Here is a 23,591-nt window from a genome sequence, read left to right as displayed (position 1 = left end):
TCAATAAAATTTCAACACTGGGGTATGAGTGCCCAGCCCCAGATCATGACGGCGTGTAGCGGCCGCCTTACCTGTCCCGCAGTCTCTGCTTTCGTCAGCCAGATTGACCGCAATACGTCGGCAATGTGGCGTGGCTGGGTCTTGTTCGCGGTACGTAAAAGCCCCTGGCACCGAGGCCAGGGGCTTTTCATATGATGACGATCAAAAATCTACGACACCGCTCAGTGGTGATCTTTATCGTCTTTCTTTTCCGGGTGCGGCGGGGCCTTTTGCGGATGATTTTGCTGCGGCGCCGGATGAGGTTGCGGGTTCTCGTGTTGCGGCGCCGGACGTGCCTCCGGCTGAGGGCGCGCCTCAGGTTGAGGGCGCGGTGCCGGTTGCTGGTGTTGTGGCTGGGGATGCGGCGCAGGCTGCGCGTGTTGTTCGGGCTGTTGATGCGGTGCCTGCATGTGCTCGGCGGGGCGCGGCTGCGGCATGGCCGGATGCGGAGCCGGTACCGCATGGGGCGCTTGAGCCGGCTGCGGTGGCTGTGCGTGAGGCGCGTTCACGGGCTGATGGAACGCTTCCTGCGGACGTGGTGCTGGCGCATGCCGTTCATCGACTCGCGGCTGCGCTTCATGCGGTTGCGGAACGGGCGCATGGGAGGCCATCGGGTGCGCATTGTTCGCCGCCGCCGGTTGCCGAGCCTGCGAGAAGTTAGGCATCGTCATATGGTTGGGCTGCGCAGGCGCCGCCGCCGGGGCAGGGCCGTTGGGTCCATTGCGATGGTCGAACTGTCGGTTATCGACATGGTTCGTCACCTCGCGATTCTGCGCAATCTGATTGTGGCTAGTGTTGTTGCTGTTGTTGACGCTGTTATTGATGTTGTTGGTCGTGTTTCGGTTGTTGACGATGTTGCCGTTGTTGTTGGTAACGGTGCGGTTGTTGCTGTTGATGTTGGTGATGTTATTCGTCGTGTAGCGATTGACTACGGTTGTCGAGCGCGAGACGTAGGTCTGGTTATTATAAACCACAGCAGGTCGATGCCAGCCGCCACCGCCTTCATTGCCGCCGCGGCCACCGCCCCAGTTCATGCCCCATGAGTGCCAGTCGCCGCCATCGCGGTGGTGATCGTGCATCGCACCGACAAGAATGGCGACACCGAACGTCACTGCACCGACAGCTACCAGATCGCTCCCGCTATACGAAGGGCGCTCATAGGTGTAGCTCGGGTAATAACCGACATCGCCACCGTAAACTGCTTGAGGATCGTAACTGGGCACATACACGGTATCAGGCTGGGTCGGCTCGATCTCGATGACCTGCTCAGGTGCGGGGACCACGGAGGGGCCCGAATAGACCGGTTGGCTTTCACTGTCGTCGACGTACGTGGGATTATCGGGTGCAGCCGCTTGGACCACCCGGGTTTCCACACGCTGTTGTTGTGTGCTGCGCAGGTTGCCATGCGCAGACGCGCGTTGACGCATCACCTGGATCGCGTTGACGACGTCGGTGGGGTCGTTGACGTAAGCCTCGCCCAGCGCAGTAGTCCACTGGATATTCTTTGCCATCTGATCCAGCGTCGATGGAAACGCCGTCAGTCCCTTCACGCTTGGATCCCACGGCTGTGGATCGACTGCTGCCTGCAATAACGCACCCTTCAAGTTCGGGCTCTGCACCAATAAATTGTCAGCCGCTGTTATCTGGTCGGGATACGTCGAGCCAGCCAGTACCTGCGCTACCAGCTTGTCGGGAAAGAGCGCGATCGGCGCGACCAGTTGGTACAACTGGTCGGCCGTGGGTGGCGTATAGGCCGAGGCCGGCGCTGCCGACGACGCTGGTGCCGCTGACGGCGCGGTTGATGCGGCGGCGGGCGCCGCTGCGGGCGCCTGCTCGGGCTGCTGATTACAACCGCCCAGGAGCAGCGTACCCACGCAAAAACTTGCTCCGATAGCCATACTCAAAATACGTTGATTGCTCAAAGCGGATGACTCCCTATGTCATGGCGTGGCAAGAAGAGCACCGTGATCAGCACGCAGGGCGAGCCGTTGCTTCGTCGAAATGCAATCACAGGTCTTTCTTGTAGATGGCGGCCTGGAGTATGCCCATGCAGCGACCGCGACATTCGTAATAACCATTAAATTGTCAGCTGGCTTTCGATGTCATAGGGGGAAGCAGTCAGGTTCAGTCGTTCAACGCGTGAATGCGAAGTGCATAACTGTGTCTGTACGAGGGAAATCCCGCGCAAAGGTTAGAAGGTAGTTAATCAGGTGCGGGTCGCGGTCGTCGTGTAACTACCTCTGCCCTCAACCCCCCAACCGTGTTGTGCTGAAACCACAACCTAAGCCGGACAGCTTGAGCAATAGCCTCGAACAGGGCGTATTGACCCGTATGGCTGATTGACCCTAAATAAGGTGGTGGGCGTTCGACCCACAGGGGACACAGACGACATGATCAAGACGCAGACGCGAAGGCGTGTGATTTTCTTTCTTGTGGCCTTCGGGTCCATGCTCACCGCAGCAGCCCAGCAACCGCCCGCGTCGGCTACCAGCCTACCCGAGCGCTACACCGAATCACTCAAGTTATATGAGGCCAAGCAATATGCCGAAGCGGCGGCACTCCTTGAGCCGTTCTATGCGGCTGGCCCGGAGGGCATGGATTGGCATTGGAATACCGCCATGTACGAGCTCGCGTGCTTTGAGGCGCTCGCAGGGCGGAAGGAAAAGGCAATGGATGCCCTCATGGCTTCGGAAGCCCAGGGAGGCAGCGTTCCCGCGGAGCACCTGGCAACGGACACCGATCTCGAATCGCTTCATGGTGACCCCCGATTCACCCAGCTTGTAGCCGCCGCGCGTGCTCGGGAACGCTTGTGGGCTCAGGAGCCTGGACAGAGCTTGCCCCTCGCCCCAAACCTCAGTGACGACGCCAAGGTCGCGGGATTGTCTACGGTGTGGTCGGAGGCCCGCTTCAACTTTGCGTTCTTCGACCGGCAGCCCGATTTGGACTGGAATCAGACCTACGTGGACTTCTTGCCCAAAGTGCGGGCAACAACATCCACCGAAGCGTATTACCGCGTGTTGATGCGGTTCGCGGCGCTGCTAAAGGACGGCCATACAAACGTGTATCCCCCCGAGCCGCTCCAGGATGCATTTTATGGTGCACCTGGGCTGGGCACGCAGCTTGTGGAGAATGCCGTTGTAGTGACGAGGGTCGCGGATCCTGCGTTGCTCGCACAGCACTGGCGCGTGGGCGATGTGCTTTTGAAAATCGATGGTGAAGACATACGGCGCTATGCAGAGCGTGAGGTTGCGCCTTACCAGAGTTCTTCGACACCTCAGGATCTTCAGGTACGCACCTTCGAGTACGCATTGCTCAGCGGACATGCCGGCAGCCAGTTCCATGTCACGGTAAGGAATGCCGAAGGCAAGGAAGAGGAGCGTGTGCTGACGCGGCTGACGCTGAAGGAACAATCGAAGTTTGAAAAAACCGGGACGTCTTTCAAGATGAGACCGGATGGGATCGCCGTCCTTACGATTGATGAGTTCGAGGACACGCAGGGGGCGAAAGCGCTGCTCGCGAACTTGCCACTCATCAATTCCTCCAAGGGGTTGGTCATTGACGTTCGCGCCAACGGCGGCGGCAGCACCCCCGTGGATCTGCTGCAGATGCTGACGCGGAAACCGATTCGCGGTCCGATGATGCGAACAAGAACCTATATCGCGGCAGATCGTGCGCGTGGCGTGCTGCCGGGTTGGAAGGACATCGCTCCGTTCGAAGTCCCGGCCGATCCGACCAACCACGTCGATGTGGCGGTTGCGGTCTTGACGAGTGCGCGCACTTTTTCGGCGGCGGAAGATTTCGTTGCGGCATTCAATGCGATGCACCGGGGTATCACGGTAGGGGAGGCAACAGCCGGAAGCACCGGACAGCCGATGCCTTTCCAACTGCCCGGCGGCGGTCGCGCGCGAGTCTGCACGAGAAATGACCGTGCCTCCGATGGAACGGTTTTCGAGGGGGTGGGTTTGCTCCCGACCGTCGCTGTTTCACCCACGATCAAGAGTATCCAGCGGAACACCGATCCTGGTTTGGAGCGCGCAGCAGGTGCATTGCTAGCGATAAAGCCAAGCCATGCTGGTTAGTCCATTTAAGTATCCCCGCGCTTTTATCGGCGGGGAATTTGGGGGCGCTCTATGACGGTGTTCAAATGTCGAGGATGGGACGCTGACGGTGAGTGATCACGCTTTCGGATGGGATTCGGCGGTGATCCGCAAGCGGGTCGTGCTCGCCGCCGATCTGGCGGGCACGGTGGTGTTCGCGATCGAAGGTGCCAGCGCCGCTATTCGCGCCGGGCTGGATCTGCTCGGCGTATTGGTACTGTCATTCATGGTCGCGCTTGGCGGCGGCGTGATCCGTGATTTGTTGATCGGTGCGACGCCGCCGAGCGCGATCCGCGACTGGCGTTATCCGGTGCTGGCGTTTGTCACCGGGCTGGTCACGTTTCTGATTCATACGCAGATCGAGACCGTGCCTGCAGTGCTCCTGACGACGCTCGATGCGGCTGGCCTGGCATTGTTCGCGGTGGCTGGTGCAGAGAAAGCACTCGACTTCAAGATCAACCCGTTTATCGCCATCCTGATGGGCGCGATAACCGGTTGCGGCGGCGGTGTCATGCGCGACATGCTGCTTGCACGCGTGCCTGTCGTGCTGGTCGCGGACATCTATGCGAGCGCGGCTTTACTCGGTGCGTTGGTTGTCGTCGTCGGTCGTCGGCTTGGTTGCCCACCGGCCGTGGCGGCAGTGCTGGGTTTCGTCGTGTGCTTCGCGTTGCGAGTAGCGGCCGTTCGGTTCGGTTGGCAGTTGCCGAGAATAGGCTAGTGTTTGGACTGGCTATCTGGATTCTATAAGGCTTAGCTACAGGGCTGATGTTGGAGCCGATGACCTGATCATGAAGAAACCAGGCCAGCTATCTTGTAGGAACGACTTCAGTCGCGACTGGCGTGCCTCATCGCAAGCCCTTGTCGCGACTGAAGTCGCTCCTACAAATCGTAGTTGACGCCCAGACTTAGTCGAGCCCAGACCAACGATGGCGCTCGGTCATGGCCAGCGCCAACTTGGGGCTTCGCCGCGCCATACGTTCGCGCTTGGCTCGCTCGGTACGGATGGTCGGCCACGCCTCGAGGTAGCTGGCAAGGGCGCGCTCGTCACACGCGTAGCGGGCAAGCGCCTCGGGTGTGGCGGCGCGCAGCGCGACTGCGCCGTTATAGCCGCCAAAGCCCTGAGTGACGCACAGTGCGCCGCCACTGCTATTGCCGGGCGAGGGAGCGGCTTGCAGATGGAAATGGGCGGCCATATCGGCCAGCTCGGGGTCCAGTCGACGAAGGGTGGGCACGCCTGGCGCCGTGCGCCCCAAAACGAATTGCAGCGCTTGCGACATGGCTTTCAGCCCTGTTTCGCCCATGGTGTGCCCATCGCCCACGGCCTTGGGCGTACCGACAAAGAGTTTGGGCAACGTGCCATGGAACTGCTGTCGCTGCGCCGCTCCTTGTAGCCCCGCCCACGCCGTACCGAGATCGGTCTTGGAATTGGTGCGCGTACCGGTGGCGTGTGCTGCCAGATAGTGAAAGTCTTCGACGCCGTAGCCGTGCGCCTGATACGCCATATCGAGCGCCTGGACCAGCGCGTTTTCGCCGCCAAAGCCCACGCCCGCAAAGTGGGCCTTGCCGCCGGCTTCGGCGCTTTGCCCCCAGCCGACGATGATGGACGTGATATCCAGCTGGTTGCGCAGGGCGAACTCGAGCGTAGTGATTAGCAGCCCCGAGCCGCCATGGCCGACGACGGTGCCGTCCGCGTCGATGTCGAAAGGAGCGAGTGAGTCATGAACGCTGCGCGTCGAGCCGTCGGCATGGGCGGCATTCTTCGCGGCGAGCTTTTCGCCGGTCATGAGCGCGCCGCCACCGAAGGCTTCAAGGATGCCGTAACGGGGTTGCAGCGCGGCATCGGCGGCAGTGAGCAGCACCATCTGCGGTTTCTGAAAACCCGGGTAGTCGAACAGAAGCTGCGGTGCGACGTCCGCCAGCGCGATGAGGCTGGAGGCGCAAGCACCCACGGCCGTCATGGGGGTCTGCGGCACGCGCATGAAACCCACATCGTCGGATCGAAGCGAATCGCGCAATGCGGGGTTCTTCAATACGCGGCTGATGCTGTAGGACGGGGCCAGCATGGTCGACACCAGGGCAGGCCCGTGCGAGCCCAGCGAATGGGCCAGGCGGACGGCAAAGGTGTCCTTGGGGATGCCGTTTGCGGGCAGCGGCGCATCCGGCCGCAGCCACTGGCCCAGAGCATCCATGCCGCCGAAAGCCGTCGCGGAGGCCACGCGAAAGCCGAACGGGTTGGGCACGAGCTCGGCGAGTGGTCGCGGCAATGCGGCCAGCGCGCCAAGGCCGCCATAGGCAAACAGTTGAGCCTGCAGCGAAGGGCTGAGCAACGGATCGTCCTGAAACAGCCCGTGCATGTCCTTCAGGCTCGAACCGCGGATATCGTCGAACCGTAAACCCGCCAGTCGACGCAAACCTACGGTTTCCAGATCGTGCGGGAGCGGGGCGGCAATATCGGTGACCACACGCGGTGCAAGTTCGCGCACGCCCGGCACGTGGCGGATGCCCGCATTGGCGCGCAGAGCATCGCCGTGCAGGCGGACCAGTTCTTCCCGGGTCACCGGCTCGCCCGCATGCGCGCCGCCGGCCCAGCGCATACCCTGCGCGGCGTCATCTGCCGTGGGATCCAGTTCGATCAACCCCGCATCGAAGGCCGCCAGCGGGAAGAAATCGTCGCTCCCTGCGACTAATGCCTGATAGGTCTCGGTCGACCCCACGGCAGAAATGGTGCAGGCCGTGCCTACGGTGACGAGAACCTGGTTGCTTCGGAGCATGTCGGATGGATGGATGGACGAGGTGGCGGCCAGTATAGAAGTCAGCCGTCAATATCCATAATGCAAAATCCGGGGCAGAAGTATCCCCGACCTTACGTCGGGGAGTTCTTCATAGATGCTCTCGTACTGGCCTGTCACCCGGCATATCCATCGAGGGAATGGGCCAGAAGTCGACCTTCACGGCGGCCGTGTGTATTAACAGAGCGTTTGAGTCGAATGTTTACCAGGGCAGCGTCTTGCCCAGGTAAGTAAAGCTCCCGGTTGGGCCATCGGCTCCTATCAAGGCCATGCCAACGCTGCTCTTTGCTCCGGTAGGCACGTCGATTTCGCCCTGACCGCCGTTCATTTCGGTCTGCACATAACCAGGATGGATGGCATTGACCTTGATGGGGGTGTCGCGCAGCTCATAGGCCAGGTGCACCGTCCACGCGTTCACCGCGCTCTTGGATGCGTTGTAGGCCGGTATCTTGAAGTTGTAGATCGATGACGTCGGATCGGTGTGCAGGCCGAAAGACCCCAACTGACTGGACACGTTTACGATGCGTGCCGCAGGGGCTTTCTTCAACAAGGGCAAAAAGGCGTTTGTCACTTCGACAACCGCGAACAGATTGGTGTCGAAGGTTTCACGCCAGGCCTGGAGGCTCTGCTGCGAAGGTGCCTTGCCCAACTCATCGACCAGGATGCCGGCGTTGTTGACCAGGATGTCGAGCTTGCCGAAGCGCGATTGCACCTGTGCGACGGCCTGGTCGATGCTTTCCGTGCTGGTGACATCCAGGGCAATCGGCTCGACGGGCAAGCCTTCGGCCTTGAGCGTTTCCGCTGCGGCTCGGGTCCGGGCGGCGTCGCGGCCCGCGAGCAAGGTCAATACACCCGCTTGCGCCAGCTGACGTACCGTTTCCAGGCCGATGCCACGTGTGGCGCCGGTCACCAGGGCTACTTTTTGATCTGCAGACATGCGTGATCCTTTGGATGTGGTGATAACCGTGATGACATGGGGCCGCACGGAAGGGTTCAAACCCCCTCAGGCCAAAGTCGATGCAAATGACCAGGTCGAAAGCCGCCACCAGAACCCTTACGCAAATAGCGTTAACAGGCCCTAGGGTGTCGGCAGAAATGGAATGACCTTTCGCTCGAGAACCTGGATCAACGCAGGCTCCATGAAATCGTAGTCGTCCGGGATGTCCAGGCACACGACGCGTTTCCCCTTCAAGTCACGCCCGAACTTTTTGGACAGCTTGCTGCGATGGATTTTTTCCATCACGAAGATCGTGTCGGACCAGGCCAATAGCTCCGACGTGACCGAAACGTCGGCATCATTTCCAATACCCGCGGATTGGGTTTCGATCCCGGGCCAGTTCGCAAAAACCTGTTCCGCCGTTGGGCTACGAAGGCGATTCTGAGCGCAGATAAAAAGAACGTTTCGTATCAAGGAAAGGCTCGATCCGTGTGCGCCGCCGAAGGGCGACTCAGACTCGCGTCGCGAAAATCCTCCAGCCGCAACGAGATCGACTGCGGATCGCCATTTTCCATCGCCCTGATCACCGCATTCTGCTCCGCATGCTCGATCCAGTTGCGTAGATCGCGGCCGCTCCAGCCTTGGGCGTGCGCGACAAGGTTTGCCATTTCCCGCTCCAGATCGAATGCCAGCGGTTTGCTCGCCAGCATGACCTCAAACAACCGGCGTATCGCATGAGCATCGGGCAGGGGAATCTCGATCTGCTTGGGCAGGCGCGAGAGCAGGGCGGGGTCGATCTGATCGATGCGATTGGTGGCCGCCAGTACGAAGACATGCTGCGGGCTGGCCTTGGCGCCATCCATCTCCTGCAGCAGCTGGCCGATGATTTCGGTCTGCATGCTGTCATTGCCGCCCCGGGTGCCGGAGATGATGTCGATCTCGTCGATAAATAGCAGCGCTGGGGCCGATTCCCGCGCGCGCTCGAACAGCTCGTGCACTTTCTGACCGCTTTGTCCCAGCCAGCCTTGCTTGATGTCCGCCGTCGACGCGGCGATGAAGCGCAATCCTGTTTCGTTGGCCAGCGTGCGCGCGATCTGCGTTTTTCCGGTGCCGGGCGGTCCGTACAGCAGTAGCCCGCGTGGGACCGAGATGCCCTTGCCCTGAAAGACAGTGGCATGGGCAAGCAGGCCGGCCGTGGCCTTGAGGTCCTTCATGGTTGGGTCCGGCAGCACCAGCGTGTCCCAGCGAGCGTTGGCGGCTGTTTCGGTACTGCCTTGCCGGCGTAGTGCGGACGCATGGCGTTCGAGCAGGGTGTGGTCCAACGCCGAACCGCTGCCGATGTCCCGCGCCAGCCGCTTGGCGATGCCGGCCAGATCGCGCCCGGACAAGCCTTCGGTCAGTTCACCGGTCGCACCCGGTAACTCGGCGGACAAGTTCAGCTCGGTCAGCGCCGCACGCAAGATCTCCTTGCGCTGTATCGCGTCCGGCAGGCCGATCTTTACCTGTTCATCGAACCGCGACAGCACGGCCGGGTCGATCAGGTCCTGCCGGTTGGTGGCGCCCACGACCATGACGGTGTTCTGCTTGCTGAAACCATCCCATTGGGCGATGAAAGCGTTGACTACGTCTTCGGTATTGCGGTCGGTATTGACGCTTCCGCGGCGAGTGAACACGCCATCGCACTCGTCCACGAAGATCACTGCCCGTGGTTCGGCCAAGGCCTTGTTCCACAGCTCCCTGACCCGCTCGCCGCTTTCGCCGATGTAGGCGGCCTTCAAGTCCGGTAACGTCAAGGGGAAGAAGGCGCAGCCGATGCTGTCGGCCAGCGCCTTGGCGACCAGGGTCTTGCCTGTTCCCGGCGGACCGAAGAGCAGGAGGCCGTTCGGTGCCGTCGGCTTGCCCGCAGCAAAATCCGCCGCCATCGCCATCAGCCGGTGTTTCGTTTCGACAGGCAGGATGGTGCCACGCCACGACTGTTCCGGATCGCGTACCGGCGGCGTGGCGCGCCTCGAGCGTAGCGCACGGCTGCGTTCGGCTTTCTGGCCCGCCTGCAGGAAGATGTCGCAGCATTCATCGAACGCATGGGCCAGCGCTTTGACCTCTTCCGACAGTGGCGGCAGCACGTCCTCCTGATAGAGGTTGCGAAACCACACGATGACCGGGAGCCGTCCCTCTGTCCGTAGCAGGATAAGCGCGACGCCGTTGTCCTTGGCATCGTTGACCGCGACCACGATATCGCCGGGCTCGACGCCACGGGCGCTTTTCCACTGGACCGAGCTGAAGCCGGAGCGGCTGTCGCGCACAGGTGCACGCAGGTACGTATCCGGGAACATTCCTTCGTTTTGCCGATGCTCGAGCCGCATCAGGCCAAACCGGTACTTGGCCAACGACAGCCTGGGTAGCACGAACAGCTCGAGAGTGAACGTCAGGACGAGGGCAACAGCCGCTACGGTATAGGCCAGGAAAGGCCAGTGGCTCATGACCGGTACATGGACGCGAACCTTGGGAATCAACAGCAACAGCGGCGCGCCCCCGATGAAGAGGCTCCATTTGGATGGAACCCCGAGCGCGACCGGCTGCGACTTCTCCGCCGCCGAATGCATCGGGCGCAACATGCGCCGCAGCCGGCGATGGGCAAATTGTGCACTGAGCCTGCGGTCAATGCGTTTGGAGAAATCCTTCAATTGCGCTTCGGCGGCCTGGTGGTCAGCCGGCCTGCCGGGTTGTGTCGGCCCCAGTAGAGGGGTAGCAGCCATGCTGGACTCCGTGTTGCCTGATCACGAATGCTGGGAAAACCCTGGTAAAAACCGGGTCGGAATGCACTTATTTGGACCCCTGCGCTGGAAAAAGTGTACTACGGGTCGGGTTTTCACGACGACCTGGGCTTTTATTTCTTTGAGCCTTTGGTACACCAAATCGTTATATTGAGATTGGAGACAGTCGTACCTGTCTGGAACGCCCGACAGCAGTGTGACGGCGCAAGGCCATCTGTTCATCACGCATCCGGTCGGCAATGCATTCAAAAAGGGGAGGGCGGATGAGCGGGGCAAGGACTATCAGGTTAGTAACGCGACTTTCTGTTTGTGCCGCAGGGATGCTGCTCGCCGGTTCGATTCACGCACAGGATTACTTCGGGTCTTCCTTGCCGGGAACGATGTGCCATGCCGACGAAACGATACTGTTTGCTTGCGATACACGGCATGCCAAGAAGATTGCCGTATGCGCGCGCTCTATCGGAGGTTCGGTCTTCGGGGACATCCGATATCGATTCGGAACGGATGTCCGCACAGAGCTCGAGTTTCCATCCAGGCCCCAACCTCTCGATACATACGCCACGGGCGCATCCATGGGGGATGGCCAAAGAGGCATGTTGATATTCCTCAGTCTGAGGCAGAAAGATACGACGTATTCGGTTTACAGCATGGTGGTCAACCCAACCTATCGGCACGACGGCGCCTCGGAGAGCAATGGCGTACTGGTTGAGCGAGCCGGCAAGGTTCTCGCAAACATCCACTGCGAGCAGGACTCCAATCCACATGCTGGAATGCTCAGCGATAAAAAGCTCTTGGGTGTTGCCGTTCCCTTGTCGAAGCAGCCGCTTTCAATCTTTCCTCAATTCCGGCCGACACCTTGATCTGGTCACCTCGGAACACCATGGATATTCGACCGCTCCATCCCGATGATCTTGAACTCGTTTGTCGGCATCGCGAAGAGATGTTTCGCGATGCGGGTAGAAACGATGATGTCCTGATGCCCATGACCGAGCATTTCCGCGAATGGGTCAGGCCACGGCTGCTGGATGGATCCTATTTTGGCTATGTGATGTCGGACGGTGGCGCTCCTGTTGCCGGAATCGGTCTGATGCTCATCGACTGGCCGCCGCATCCTCTGCATCCAACGCAGGACAAGCGCGGATACGTCCTGAATGTCTTTGTTGAACCAGGCTACAGAAATCGTGGATTGGCCCGTGAATTGATGACCCTGGCGGATGCGGAGTTTGCCAGGCGTGGCGTTGGCTATGCCGTTCTGCATGCAACGGAGAAAGGCAAGCCGCTATATCAGGGGCTAGGTTGGAACGGCACCGCTGAAATGGCGAAGACACTGAACGCCTTTGTCATGCCTGCGATTGCCCCAAGCCTGCCCTAAATGGAACTTCAGGCTGTCCCATCAGCGGCCGATATTGGGAAACGGCTGAGTTGCCGCAGATGACTCGGGGGAGGCCGGCGTGGGTTCAGTAAACTCGTTCCTTAACATCGTATCGGCAACTGGCATGGGGATGGTCCTGCTGTGCCTGCCCGAGCGATCGCTTGCGTCAACACATAACCACGGTCCTGTGGTGCAGCGCCTGGCCAATGATCTGTGCAAATCCAATCTGGATGTTTATGCACCGAAGAAGGACGACGCTTCGACATATTCTGACGACTGCGTTCTTGGGTTTACGGATGTCGAAGAAACCGGCGCGGTAATGCGGTTGAACGGCATCAACGTGCCACTTCGTGTGATCCACAGGAGCACTGGCAACACCGGGGCGCACTATGACTTTGCAGACAGTTCCGGCAAGGTGATAGCCGTGTTGGATGTGAAAATGAATTGCCAGAAAGGGGTTGAGGGTTGCGACTTCAGCGGATCCCTGACGATCAGGTCTTCTGGAGCAAAGACACGAATTCATGTCGTTTATTACAGGGGTGGCTAGCTCCTCTACGTGCTTTTGAACCAGAACGGACATCGTGTCGTGATTTGCCAGTTATCCGAGGCAGAAGGGAGGGCTGATGGGGTGCAATACAACACGCTGGATAAGCGGCCTGATACTGGCCAAACTGTCGTTGGCGACCTGATGCTGATTAAGTAAGCACAAGAATCCCTGAGGAACGCAGCGCTTACATTACCGAGGCCAACGGTGATAACCCCGCTAGTGAGTCGAGTACGTTTACTTCGGGAAGCGAACAAATGGGGCTCGCCGTGAAAAAATATGTCATCTGCCTGATCGTCAGCTCATGTGCCTTGGTAGTGCCTGCGGCGAACGCCTGTAAGCCGTTGCTACCCAAAGACCAGGTTCGAGAATTTGTGATGGCTGCGCAACCACCCGATACAGCCATCCTGACGGGAGTGGTGATCGCGGTGAAGGAAGATCATCAGGCGGACGGGCGGGTCATCACGGATACCATAGTGCGCCCGATCAAGTGGTGGATGGGCGTCCGCGAAGATCTGGTGATCGTCCGGACGACTATTTTGGCGGGCTCGCCATGCCCGAACCTGACTTCACTGAACGCAAATGTTGGCGAACATTGGCTACTGGGAGGTTTGATCCGCCATGCATCGAGCGGCTCTTGGCTAGAGCCACGTGCCAGTATGCGGTTGGATCATGGACACCTTCCCATTGACGTGGAAAAGCAGCTTCGTCGAATCAACGTGCCTGGATAATCAGTCGCGGCCCTGTGCAGAGTCAATACAAATCATTGGATCAGAAGCTGTCCTGCAATTTGCTATATCTTTGGATTATCGGGTCGTATTTTTGAAGAGTGGAGCTTGATGCCATGCATACCATCCTGATGATCGGCGGCGGAGCCATTCTTCTTGGACTTTTCCTTCTGTTTGGACATCTCTGGGGCAGCGGTGCTCCCGCACTGGTAACGGCTGCGAAGGCTTTCCTGCCGGTCTGGCTGGCTCTGTCGTTGGTCAATTTGTGGATCGGTGTCGCGAGGGCCGGCTATTCGTTGCGTGACGAACTTCCGGTCCTTGTTGGCGTTTTTGCGGTGCCTGCGATCATCGCTGGCGTAATGATCTGGCGCTTGACGCGATAAGGTGGTGGCGAGCTGCCCAGCACACTCTAGTTACCGACGCCGGCTCCCATCGGCTCTTGGGGCTTCGAGTAACCTCAGTTTTCATCGTCGCCCCAGCGAAGGCCGGGGCCCAGCGTCTTTAGCTCGGGGGGAGACGCTGGGTTACTCGCTTCGCTCGCCCCTTCGGGGCCGCCCTCCGGGCGTTCCGCGCGCAAGCGCTTGTCCGGCCTTCGCCGGGACGACGGATAGGAGAGGATTTAGAGATACCTTTTTGTCGTTTCGAAAGTACTGGCAAAAGAACATCACGCAGCCGGTTTTTTCGCCAACGCAGCCTTTTCCTCATCCGTCAGCGCGCGATGGCCATAGCTGACGACGCGTGTCATCTGCCATTGCCCGCCCTTCGTGTGTTCCCAGATCATCAGGAACTTGGCGCTACCCTCGCACTTGCCGCTGGCAAGCTCGCAGAAGCGGTGCTCGCCTTCTTCGATCGCGCCAAAGTCCTTGATCGGATACACCTTGAGCGAGGCAGGGATAAGCTCGCGGCGCACCTTATGGCAGATGTATTTCCTGGTATTGGCGACGACCGCTTCGCGGTCGAACGTTGCGCCGCCCTTGTCGTGATAGAACTCGACGGTAGGTGAGAAGTAGGTGGCGAAGGTATCCATGTCGCAGCGGTTATAGGCATCGAATACCTTGGCATCCAGCGCTGCAATGGTCTGGGGCAGTGAAGCCTCCTCGCCATTCTCGTCCGCCGATGCGGCTATGGGGCTGCATATTCCCAAGGCCAGAAGTATCAACGCTACCGATGTAGGGTAAGAACGTAAGCTGATCACGTGAGGAAGTCCTTATGGGGGCGCTCAGGCTTGTCTATTGTGCGACAAGCGCACATTGCGGTAACTGCCGTAAGTAACCCTTTACTCCCCCAGCGTCCTGAGAAAGAACATCCTCACATCATCGTTGTAATAGCGCTGCGCCGGCCCGTCCGGACTGTGTGCTTGTCCGGGCATGATCAGCAGTTCGAAATGCTTGTCGGCCTGAATAAACGCATCGACCATGCGCATCGTGCTCGACAAGGACGCGCTGATATCGGCCGTGCCGTGCATGATGCGGAGTGCACCACGCAAGTTGCCGGCTGCCAGGATGTTGGAGCCGAGTCGATAGCCGGTGGGGTTGGCTTTGGGCGGGCCCAGGTAAGGTTCGTTGACGATGGAGTCTTCTTCGAGTGCTCCCGGCGCACCGGCGTAGCCGGCCTTGAAGATATCCGGTGCGGTCAGCATGCCGCGTAGCGCGAAGTAGCCGCCCCAGGAATGCCCGTAGATGCCGACACGCTGCATGTCCATATAGGGGCGGCTCACGGCGACTTGTTTCAATACGGCAACATGGTCCGGTATCTCGGTTTGCCCGATCCGTCCGTAGTTCACGTCTTGAAACGCTTTGCCGCGGCCGGGTGAGCCACGCACGTCGATGACCAACGTGATGAAGCCAAGTTGCGCAAGCGCATCGGCGATGCGGCTTTCAAAGGACACGCCGACGTAGCTCCAGGGCACTGCCGTGGTGAATGGCCCGGCGTAGATGCAGTCGATTACGGGGTAGTGCTTCCTGGGATCGAAATCCCATGGCTTGTACAGCACGCCGTACAAAGGCGTGACGCCGTCGGCGGCCAAAGCGGTAATGGGTTCCGGCGGTGCGTAGTGGATGGCAGCCAATGCGCTGACGTCGGCTTTCGTGTAGCGGAATGTGCTGGCGTTGTCGATCGCATTCACGTCCCACACGCGAGGCTGAGTGCGGCTGGAGTGACCGTCGATGTAATAGCGCCCCGAAGGCGACGGATAAGCACGATGCATACCGGGATCCGGCGTCAGCCGCTGCCATGATGATCCGGCCAGATCGGTTCGATAGAGCAGGCGGTCGTAAGGCGCGCCTGGCTCGGCGGAAGCCAGTACCAACAACGTGCCATCGGGCGTTGCCTTCAGTACCTGATGGACGGGGAAGGCGCCCTTGGTGACCCGGCCTTTCAACTTGCCGGCATAGTCGTATCGATAGATATGACGCCAGCCGTCGCGCTCGGACATCCATAAAAACTGCTGATTGTCGTCCAGCGGAAATACCTGCAGGTCCCAGCCCGTGTCGTAGAAGTCGAGCCCGCCGACGAAGCTTTCGGGGCGCTCTTCATGGAGCAGGCGTCGGACCTTTCCGGTACGCGGATCGACGGCAGACAGATCCAATCGTTTGCCGTCGCGCGAGAGATGCACGATGAGCGCCTCGCTGCTGTCCGGGCGCCATCCGACCAACCAGTCATAGCCTTCTTCCTGATCGAGCGCGGCGATTGGCGTCATCTGTCCAGTTGCGGGGGCGACAACAAAGAGCTCCTGACGCGGCAGCGGTGTTCCCACCTTGGCATACGGGATCATGGCCACCTTTTCGATGGCATCGGTGTAGTCGACGATCGGGATTTTGTGGACCGCTCGCGTGTCGTTACGCCAGACCATCAAGAAATGGCCATTCGGCGACCAGGCATGCCTGGGGACTTCCCAGGCGAGATTGTCCTCGCCCCGGCGTTCCAGCAGCGTGCGAGTGCTGTCGCTCACTGCAAATCCGTTGTCGCGTTGTGCTGCGACTTGCTGCCCATTGGGCGAGAGCGCGTTGGCCGGAGACAGTCCCAGCGCTAGCGGATCCGTGGCCGCCATCTCTCGTATTTGATGGGTGGACAGGTCCAGCGAGAAGGCGTGCTCCTGATGTGCAAAGAGCAGATGCTTTTGATCGGGCGCGATGACAGCCGATAGATAGGGCGGCGTATCGACCTTTTTTCGTAGCAACTGGCTGAGCTGCGTCTGCAGTTCGGCGGGCGAAAGCAATGGCATGCCAGTGCCGCTACGAGCATCTATCAACACCCAGGTGCCGCGCTGGGGGCCGGTGGCTGCCCAGTACACGAAACGCTCGCCATCGCGAAACCACTGCGGTGGTACCAGCGTGTCCTTGATCAGCTCGGGATAACGCAGGTGGCGCTCTGCGAAATCGAGCCGCGACTTGAGTGCCGGGTCCTTATCCGCGAGGTCGGTATCGCCAAATGGGAACGACGTGGAGCCGGCGTTAGCGAGGCCGGGTATGGCCGGGCCGAGTAAAGGCAATAGCAATGCGCAAGCAGATAAAAGCGATTTCATAAGGGCCCTGGCGGCGTGACCTGCCAGGGCATCCTAGACGGCAGGATCATGTCGTACCAATATATCTTTTGAAGCTTATTGATACTTATGAGGTCTTGATCGTGGACTTTCGCCAATTGCAGCTTTTCGTGGCGGTGGCCGAGGAGCTGCACTTCGGTCGAGCCGCTACCCGGGTGCGCATGGCGCAGCCGCCTTTCAGTCAACAGATCCGCAAGCTGGAAACCGAACTTGGCGTCGAGCTGTTGATACGCACGAGCCGACGCGTGGCGCTGACGCCGGCGGGTGTGCAGTTGCTGGAGCAGGCGAGGACATTGTTTGCCAAACGCGCCGAAGCGATTGCCTCGGTGCGGCACGTTGCCAAAGGGGAGGCCGGGCTGCTGCGCGTTGGTTTCGGTGCCTCATCGGCGTTCGGAGTGCTTCCGGACATCATTCGACGGTTCCGTATCAAACACCCGCAGGTAGTGTTGCGGTTGGATGATCGCGAATCGCTCGATATCGGCGCTGCGCTAAGTCACGGGGATCTGGATATCGCTATCCTTCGCGCACCGTTTCAGTACGAGGGCATCGAAACGGAGCCGCTGTTCCAGGAGCGCTTTGTTCTCGCGTTGCCGGAGGAACATCCACTGGCTCGAAAGAAGCGTATCCCCATGACGGCCCTGGCCAACGAGCCCTTTATTCTGTTTCCCAGGTCGGTAGCGCCGGGCCTGCATGACACCATTACAAGCATCTGCATTCAAGCGGGCTTCTCGCCGCGCATCGTGCACGAAGCGAGTTCATGGCCTTCCGTGATCAGCCTGGTGAAAGCAGGCCTGGGCATTACTATCGCGCCGAACTCGGCGAAATCGGTCTTGCCCGATGGCGTGGTATTCAAGGCATTGCCCGAGACCGCGGCGCGCGCTGAGTTGGTGCTTGCCTATCCGCGCAGGGCGTTGTCGCCGGCTGCGATGCATTTTCGCGAGGTGGCGTGCGCCAGAGCCATTTGATTTGAAAATAAGAATGGTTCTCTTATTTATTTTCTTCCTCCTGCATCGTAGTGATAAGTGATTTCGGAATAGTACGAAATTTAGAAAAAACTGAGTTTTAGGATTGTTTTTATAGTTCAGAGGTTAGGCACTTCATAGCATGTCCGTGTACCCCGGGAATGCATTGGATGCTTAAGGTTTGGCCACGCTGGGAAGCGACGGGACGCTCGACCTAACCTTAGGACTATCGACATGAATCTTGCTCACGCTATTCAGAACACGATATCTCTGCGCGCCGCATCGTCCTCTGGTTTCAGAAAGACCAGGGTCATGGCTGGGCTGTCTGCCTCCATCGCGTTGGCCCTTGGGTTGAGTGGTGCCAATGCGTTTGCGTCTACCGAAAATATCTCCGGCACGGCATGCGTGGCGACGACAGGTGCAGCGGGTTCGTTAGATGCTACACGCACGTGCGTCGCCAGCAGTACCGATGCGATGAACACCGTCGACACGGCGTCCGCTGGGACCGCCGCGACGTTGGATGACACCTATATCAAGATCCGTGGCGCAACGGCTGCTACTGCAAGCGGCACAAACAGCATGGCGATGGGTAACGCAGCGCAAGCCAATGGCAGCAATGCCATCGCGTTGGGTGCTACCGCCAATGCCAAGGGGCAGGACACGATTGCCATGGGCACCGGTGCCTCGGCGCAGATTACGAATGCTATTGCCATCGGTCGCAATGCCGCGAGCACGGGTGGCAACGCCGTCGCAGTCGGTCATATGGCGAAGGCGTATGGCACCAACAGCACTGCGGTTGGTGAAGGAGCTAATGCGTTCGGCATTCAAAGCACAGCATTCGGTATGCTTGCCAGTGCGACTGGCTCATTTGGCAACGCACTCGGTTACAAGGCCAATGCCAGTGGCTACGCTGGCGTAGCTGTTGGCGCTATGGCAGTAGCGTCAGGTACGAATTCGGTAGCGTTGGGTGTCCGGGCTGCTGCGTCAAACGACAACTCGGTCGCTCTTGGCTGGCGCTCCGTGACGGACAGGGATAACAGCGTTTCCGTTGGCGCGGCCGGTTCGGAACGTCAAATCACCAACGTCGCAGACGGCACGCAAGATACCGATGCGATCAACCTGCGTCAGTTGAAGTCAGCCGGATTGGTGGGTAGTGACGGCAGCGTGCTGGATGCGGTGTCCTATGCCGCGGGTTCCAACCGGAGCCTCATTGCACTTAGCGGTGCTATGGGGACGCGTATTACCAACGTCATGGCGGGCTCGATCGCTCCCGGCAGCATGGATGCAGTCAACGGTGGGGAGCTGTGGGACGTGCAGGATCAAGTCAATCGCCTGGACGATCGATTGACGACCATCGAGGCGGGTGGGCAGGCAGCTCCCATTGGCCCTGTGACGGGCGGCCCCGTCACGGACAATGGTGACCAAGTCATTGGCCATGTGGGCGACGGTGTAGCCAGCAACGATGCAGCGACGGTGGGTCAGGTAACTCAACAGACACAGCAAGCGATCGAGACGGCCAAGACCTATACCGACACCCAGATAGGCGCAGTGAATCAACGTCTGGATCAGTTCCAGACCTCGGTTGACCGTCGTTTTCAGCAGCAGGACCGGCGCATCAGCCGAGTGGGTTCGATGAGCATGGCGCAGTCCCAGATGGCCGCCAATATGGCCGGTTTGTCGGGACAGAACAGGGTGGGTGTGGGCGTGGGTAACCAGAGCGGTCAGGCCGCGCTCGCGGTCGGTTTCCAACGTGCGCTCTCCAATAACCGAGCCAGTATCTCCGTCGGTGCATCGGCATCGGGTTCGGAAACCAGTGTGGGTATGGGTGGTGGTGTCAGCTGGTAAAAATAAGCAAATCAAGCGATACGATTTGAAGGGTGGGCTTTGGCTCACCCTCTTTTTTTTGCATGCAGCAGCCCATTACTATCTTTCTGTCCCATGGAACGCTGAGTCAAATGGACAATGAACTGATATCGAGACTCGATCAGTGTCTCAGGACCCTCCGGCCTGACTACCATGCAGGCCTGCGACCAGGGGTATCAGAGGCGGATCTCGCGGCTTTTGAATCGCAGTTTTCTCTTAAGCTCCCCATGATGTTTCGCCAGCTTTATCAGTGGAGGGACGGCCAAGATTTGCAATCGTTCGAGGCACTGCAGTTCAACCGCATGTGGATGACGTTGGCCGATATCGCCGAGGTCAAGGACATGATGGACGGCATGATCGGCTACGACTTTGAGGACCCGCGATACTGGCGCCGCGGATGGGTCCCGTTTCTTAGCAACGGCGGCGGCAGTTACCTGTGCCTGGACCTGGCGGCGGAGGATGGCGGTCAGCCTGGGCAGATACTGGAGTTTTGGAAAGCGGACGAGGATCGGCCGATAATCTGGGCCGATATGCAGGCGTGGCTGGGCGATCTTGTCCGCTCCATGGAAGGCGGAACGCTTGAGATTTATTAGAAGAGCCTGCTTTGCGTAACAGTGCTTCGATCAAAGCGGTATCCGACTGCGGCAAGCAGTCAGTACCAGCTGTCGAAGCCAGCGATGGGCGGGATCGCCATCCAGACGTGGGTGCCACATCTGGGATACGGTAATTCCTGGAGTTTTTACCGGCAGCTCGAAAGCATGCATCGCATAAGCATTGCCTTCGCGATGCGATTGATCCGCGACGAAAGATGCAGGCACAAGTCCGACCAGATCGGAGGCTTGTGCCACAGTCAGTACGGCCTGAAAGCTCGGCACAACAGCGATGATGCTACGTACCAGGCCCAGGGAGGCCAGTGCTTCATCGACCGGCCCGGCGGTGCGCCCTTTGCGTGAAGCGACGACGTGGCCGAAAGCGACATACTGCTTGGGTGTAACGATTTTCTTTTTGGCAAGGGGATGTCCTTTTCTGACAATCCCCATGAAGCGGTCGCGAAACAATGCCTGCACGCGCACTTCCGGGCCCATATCTGCGACTACGCCGATTTCAAGATCAACCAGGCCTTCGCGCAGGTATGTCGAGGTCTTCTCGGCCTTTGGGGCAAAGCGCAGACGCACCCACGGTGCTTCCTTGGTTGTCTCGGCGATAAGCAAGGCTCCAAAGGCCTCGACGAAGCCATCGTTCGCACGGATCGTGAATTCCCGCTGCAACGTCGCGATATCAAGTTCGGTCTCCGACGGGCGAAGCACGGTGCGTGCATCTTGAACCACGGTCCGTGTGCGTTCCCGAAGCTCCTCGGCACGCGGCGTCAGCACCATATGCCTGCCTGCTCGAACCAATAGAGCATCGTTGGTTGCGGTGCGCAGCCGGGTGAGCGTTCGGCTCATGGCCGAGGCACTCAATCCCAGGCGTCGGGCAGCACCCGCCACGCTTCCCTCGGCAAGCAGTGCATCGAGTGCAATGAGCAGGTTCAAGTCGGGCTCGGCCATGGCTCATTCTATCGCCGCCAGGGCGAGATAAGGCGTTTAGTGCATGTAATAAGTTCCATTCGTGCGTCTTCCGCCATATCCCATTCGTCGATAGGGTGGCCAGGTCTTACTTTCAGGATCAGACCGTGGAAAATTCAACAGCTCAGAAAACCGTCCTACTTATCGGCGCCTCCCGTGGCCTTGGATTCGCGATGGTCGAGGAATATCTGCAACGCGGCTGGCGGGTGATCGCCACCGGGCGAGCCAGCTCGACAGACAAACTTCGCCAGATCGCGGCCTCCTCTGATGGCGCACTCGAAGTCGAAGAGGTCGACATTACGTTTCCAGAGCAAATCGCTGCTTTGCGAGCCCGTCTTTCGGGTCGAAAACTCGATGTCCTTTTTGTAAACGCCGGCGTCAAAAATGAGGACGGCGAAACCATAGGAGGCGTCTCGACCGAGGAATTTGTCCGCGTCATGGTGACCAATTCATTGAGTCCGATGCGCGTGATCGAGGCATGTCAGGATCTGGTGGATCCCACCGGAACCATCGGCGTGATGTCGTCAGGGCAGGGTAGTCTTGCCAATAACACCAACGGCAATTACGAGGTCTATCGGAGCAGCAAGGCTGCACTCAACATGTTTATGCGTAGTTTTGCGGCAAAGCACAGTGGCAGCCGGACCTTGCTGCTTATGGCGCCTGGCTGGGTGCGGACAGACATGGGTAGCTCAAAGGCCCGTTTGAGTATCCAAGAAAGCATTCCCAACGTGCTTAATACCATGGAGTCGTATCAGGGGCGCGGCGGACTTCATTACCTGGATTATCTTGGCCGAGTCGTCCCCTGGTAATCGGCCCGGAGTGACGTGTAGGAAGTATTTCGAGGCGCACTTCAGGCATTGGCTATGTCGGTGGCAGGTAGATCAATAACGGTCGACGGATTGCCAGCTGCGACCGTATGCAAGATGTCGTCGCAGTCGACACCATGTTTGGCGGACCACTGGAGCAGATTCTTCGGCCGATAAGAAGGCACTTTGCGCCAGCGTTCGAAGACGGAAGCATCGATGGTTTCGTTGATCGTGGTCGTGATCTGTCCATCCTTGTGAGCAGGTGCTGCATCGATTGATCGGTAGAATGGACGAAAGAGCCGGAGCACTCGATAGATGCCGAAGGCCATTTCGGCGAACGAGTTGTGGATGGGAGACTTGATGTCCTCGTCGTCGCAGAGTGCGTCGCTTCTGAATATCAGTCCGTGCTTCTGAGCCTTCTGCATAAGCCAGTTCAGGGGAATCTGCGCCAGCATGCCGTTCTCGTAGCCGCCGCCGACATCGGCATGCGCGCCAACAAACCAGCGCTGTTCTACCTGATCCAACGGCCGGGCTGCCGGTGTATCGTTGGGGCCGGCATCCTTGTCGACGGTCTTTGTCCAAAGTGTCGGTGCAAAGGCCTTTCGATGTTCATCGATCGCCATGGCATGGAACGCGCGGGTATTGTTTATGCGCAGGTCCGTTTCCAGAAAGCCGAAGTTGGAACGACTGATGCCGGGAATATTGCCAAAAGGCACGCCAAGTGCGCCGACAGTGTCCCAGACGCCCTGAAACCAGATCGGGACGGCCATGGAATATTTTTTGACGAGCCGGTCTTCCTGGCTGAGCTCCGTATCGGCGAGGTTGGCGAGCTTTCTTATGGTAGGCACGGTATTGCCGCGCTTGTAGCGTGCGTACAACTGCGGAATGGAAACAGGGGAGCCGGGCTTCAATAGCCCGCATTTGGAGATCAGGCCGGAAAGGCTGCGCGCCGTAAACGCGCCGCGGCTGAAGCCGAAGAGGAAGATCTGATCGCCCTCGTTGTAGTTTTCCATCAGCCACATATAGCCGCGGATCACTTCGGCATCGAGTCCCCAGCCGAACATGCCGCCAATGAGTCTTTGGCCGAGTTGCGTGCCGACACCAGCGCTGTAGTAAGAGATTTGTCCGGCATCGGTACAGCACAGCGATTTCATACGCCAGACATTGGTGTTGCTTTTTACCGTATTCCAGGTGCCATCCAAGAACAGCGCAATGCGCTTCTTTGACATATAGGATTCCCCATGAATACCTCGCTGGTTAAGCCTGCTAAAAAAGGCAGCAGGTGGGCGAGGCGCCGGGTAAGGTCGCAATATGCACCTCGCGTGTCAATAAGATTTTATGAGCATCCGTGGTGGTTCTGTTAATTTTAATTACTTCAATGATCTGCAAATCCTGGTTAAGTCGTTTTGGTGTGGTTACCTAACTTAGGATTTAGACCGTTGGTTTTGGTGTGACTGGCCAATTTTGTCAAATGCACCCGGTAAAGCTGAGCATCTGCCGGTTATGATTCGAATTCGGACTGCGTCCGATGTCGACCCGGACGGACCTCTTCGGAAAAGGGAAAATCGCACAAA

At 59.1% G+C, this 23,591-nt stretch carries 20 protein-coding genes; 11 read left to right on the top strand and 9 right to left on the bottom strand.

What is annotated here, in order from left to right; genetic code table 11:
• Positions 1 to 221 precede the first annotated feature (221 nt).
• Complete coding sequence (locus tag ACZ6WW_RS16410) at positions 222 to 1,913, bottom strand: DUF3300 domain-containing protein (protein ID WP_465275151.1); 1,692 nt, start codon at positions 1,911 to 1,913, stop codon at positions 222 to 224.
• A 516-nt stretch (positions 1,914 to 2,429) separates the two neighbouring features.
• On the opposite strand from ACZ6WW_RS16410, the gene ACZ6WW_RS16405 reads away from it, so the two are divergent.
• Together ACZ6WW_RS16405 and ACZ6WW_RS16400 are read left to right on the top strand one after the other, a co-directional pair.
• Complete coding sequence (locus tag ACZ6WW_RS16405; RefSeq protein ID WP_465275150.1) at positions 2,430 to 4,118, top strand: S41 family peptidase; 1,689 nt, start codon at positions 2,430 to 2,432, stop codon at positions 4,116 to 4,118.
• 88 nt (positions 4,119 to 4,206) lie between these two features.
• Positions 4,207 to 4,854 (top strand): trimeric intracellular cation channel family protein, encoded by a 648-nt coding sequence (locus tag ACZ6WW_RS16400; RefSeq protein WP_281849262.1) that lies wholly within the window; start codon positions 4,207 to 4,209, stop codon positions 4,852 to 4,854.
• Positions 4,855 to 5,041: 187 nt separating this feature from the next.
• On the opposite strand, the gene ACZ6WW_RS16395 is transcribed toward ACZ6WW_RS16400, so the two are convergent.
• From ACZ6WW_RS16395 to ACZ6WW_RS16380, 4 genes are all read right to left on the bottom strand, one after another.
• Positions 5,042 to 6,907 carry a beta-ketoacyl-[acyl-carrier-protein] synthase family protein gene (locus tag ACZ6WW_RS16395; protein WP_465275149.1) on the bottom strand — a complete coding sequence of 622 codons (1,866 nt, stop codon included), beginning with the start codon at positions 6,905 to 6,907 and terminating at the stop codon, positions 5,042 to 5,044.
• A gap of 220 nt (positions 6,908 to 7,127) precedes the next feature.
• A complete protein-coding gene (locus tag ACZ6WW_RS16390) occupies positions 7,128 to 7,862 on the bottom strand; it encodes an SDR family oxidoreductase (protein WP_465275148.1) in 735 nt (244 codons plus the stop codon).
• A 141-nt stretch (positions 7,863 to 8,003) separates the two neighbouring features.
• A complete protein-coding gene (locus tag ACZ6WW_RS16385) occupies positions 8,004 to 8,336 on the bottom strand; it encodes a low molecular weight protein tyrosine phosphatase family protein (protein ID WP_465275147.1) in 333 nt (110 codons plus the stop codon).
• Positions 8,333 to 10,618: an AAA family ATPase gene (locus ACZ6WW_RS16380; RefSeq protein ID WP_465275146.1), complete on the bottom strand. Its 2,286-nt coding sequence runs from the start codon at positions 10,616 to 10,618 to the stop codon at positions 8,333 to 8,335. The genes ACZ6WW_RS16385 and ACZ6WW_RS16380 overlap by 4 nt, the downstream gene beginning before the upstream one ends.
• 611 nt (positions 10,619 to 11,229) lie before the next feature.
• On the opposite strand from ACZ6WW_RS16380, the gene ACZ6WW_RS16375 reads away from it, so the two are divergent.
• The 5 genes from ACZ6WW_RS16375 to ACZ6WW_RS16355 all read left to right on the top strand — a co-directional run bounded on the left by ACZ6WW_RS16375 (position 11,230) and on the right by ACZ6WW_RS16355 (position 13,663).
• Positions 11,230 to 11,496, top strand: coding sequence for a hypothetical protein (locus ACZ6WW_RS16375; protein ID WP_465275145.1), 267 nt, complete (start codon positions 11,230 to 11,232; stop codon positions 11,494 to 11,496).
• A gap of 20 nt (positions 11,497 to 11,516) precedes the next feature.
• Positions 11,517 to 12,008: a GNAT family N-acetyltransferase gene (locus ACZ6WW_RS16370; RefSeq protein ID WP_465275144.1), complete on the top strand. Its 492-nt coding sequence runs from the start codon at positions 11,517 to 11,519 to the stop codon at positions 12,006 to 12,008.
• Between the two features lie 79 nt (positions 12,009 to 12,087).
• Positions 12,088 to 12,555: a hypothetical protein gene (locus ACZ6WW_RS16365; RefSeq protein ID WP_465275143.1), complete on the top strand. Its 468-nt coding sequence runs from the start codon at positions 12,088 to 12,090 to the stop codon at positions 12,553 to 12,555.
• A gap of 254 nt (positions 12,556 to 12,809) precedes the next feature.
• Positions 12,810 to 13,283: a hypothetical protein gene (locus ACZ6WW_RS16360; protein ID WP_465275142.1), complete on the top strand. Its 474-nt coding sequence runs from the start codon at positions 12,810 to 12,812 to the stop codon at positions 13,281 to 13,283.
• A 113-nt stretch (positions 13,284 to 13,396) separates the two neighbouring features.
• On the top strand, positions 13,397 to 13,663 hold the full coding sequence (locus ACZ6WW_RS16355; RefSeq protein ID WP_465275141.1) for a hypothetical protein: 267 nt from the start codon (positions 13,397 to 13,399) through the stop codon (positions 13,661 to 13,663).
• A gap of 281 nt (positions 13,664 to 13,944) precedes the next feature.
• Here ACZ6WW_RS16355 and ACZ6WW_RS16350 read toward each other — a convergent pair whose 3' ends face one another.
• Positions 13,945 to 14,475, bottom strand: coding sequence for a nuclear transport factor 2 family protein (locus ACZ6WW_RS16350; RefSeq protein ID WP_465275140.1), 531 nt, complete (start codon positions 14,473 to 14,475; stop codon positions 13,945 to 13,947).
• Between the two features lie 81 nt (positions 14,476 to 14,556).
• The gene (locus ACZ6WW_RS16345; RefSeq protein ID WP_465275139.1) at positions 14,557 to 16,803 is read right to left on the bottom strand and encodes a S9 family peptidase; all 2,247 of its coding nucleotides are present in this window, start codon (positions 16,801 to 16,803) and stop codon (positions 14,557 to 14,559) included.
• A 101-nt stretch (positions 16,804 to 16,904) separates the two neighbouring features.
• On the opposite strand from ACZ6WW_RS16345, the gene ACZ6WW_RS16340 reads away from it, so the two are divergent.
• The 3 genes from ACZ6WW_RS16340 to ACZ6WW_RS16330 all read left to right on the top strand — a co-directional run bounded on the left by ACZ6WW_RS16340 (position 16,905) and on the right by ACZ6WW_RS16330 (position 20,239).
• Positions 16,905 to 17,786, top strand: coding sequence for a LysR family transcriptional regulator (locus ACZ6WW_RS16340; RefSeq protein WP_465275138.1), 882 nt, complete (start codon positions 16,905 to 16,907; stop codon positions 17,784 to 17,786).
• Positions 17,787 to 18,095: 309 nt separating this feature from the next.
• Complete coding sequence (locus ACZ6WW_RS16335) at positions 18,096 to 19,628, top strand: YadA-like family protein (RefSeq protein WP_465275137.1); 1,533 nt, start codon at positions 18,096 to 18,098, stop codon at positions 19,626 to 19,628.
• 110 nt (positions 19,629 to 19,738) lie between these two features.
• Positions 19,739 to 20,239 carry an SMI1/KNR4 family protein gene (locus ACZ6WW_RS16330; protein ID WP_465275136.1) on the top strand — a complete coding sequence of 167 codons (501 nt, stop codon included), beginning with the start codon at positions 19,739 to 19,741 and terminating at the stop codon, positions 20,237 to 20,239.
• Positions 20,240 to 20,269: 30 nt separating this feature from the next.
• Here the strand turns inward: ACZ6WW_RS16330 and ACZ6WW_RS16325 are convergent, their stop codons facing one another.
• Complete coding sequence (locus ACZ6WW_RS16325) at positions 20,270 to 21,193, bottom strand: LysR family transcriptional regulator (RefSeq protein WP_465275135.1); 924 nt, start codon at positions 21,191 to 21,193, stop codon at positions 20,270 to 20,272.
• Positions 21,194 to 21,318: 125 nt separating this feature from the next.
• On the opposite strand from ACZ6WW_RS16325, the gene ACZ6WW_RS16320 reads away from it, so the two are divergent.
• Positions 21,319 to 22,020 carry an SDR family NAD(P)-dependent oxidoreductase gene (locus ACZ6WW_RS16320; RefSeq protein WP_465275134.1) on the top strand — a complete coding sequence of 234 codons (702 nt, stop codon included), beginning with the start codon at positions 21,319 to 21,321 and terminating at the stop codon, positions 22,018 to 22,020.
• A gap of 41 nt (positions 22,021 to 22,061) precedes the next feature.
• On the opposite strand, the gene ACZ6WW_RS16315 is transcribed toward ACZ6WW_RS16320, so the two are convergent.
• Entirely contained in the window at positions 22,062 to 23,246 is a 1,185-nt protein-coding gene (locus ACZ6WW_RS16315; RefSeq protein ID WP_465275133.1) for a DUF2235 domain-containing protein, read from the bottom strand.
• Between the last annotated feature and the right edge of the window lie 345 nt (positions 23,247 to 23,591).

The organism is Dyella sp. NPDC103356 (assembly GCF_055584465.1).
This window is presented reverse-complemented; position numbering and strand designations above follow the sequence as displayed.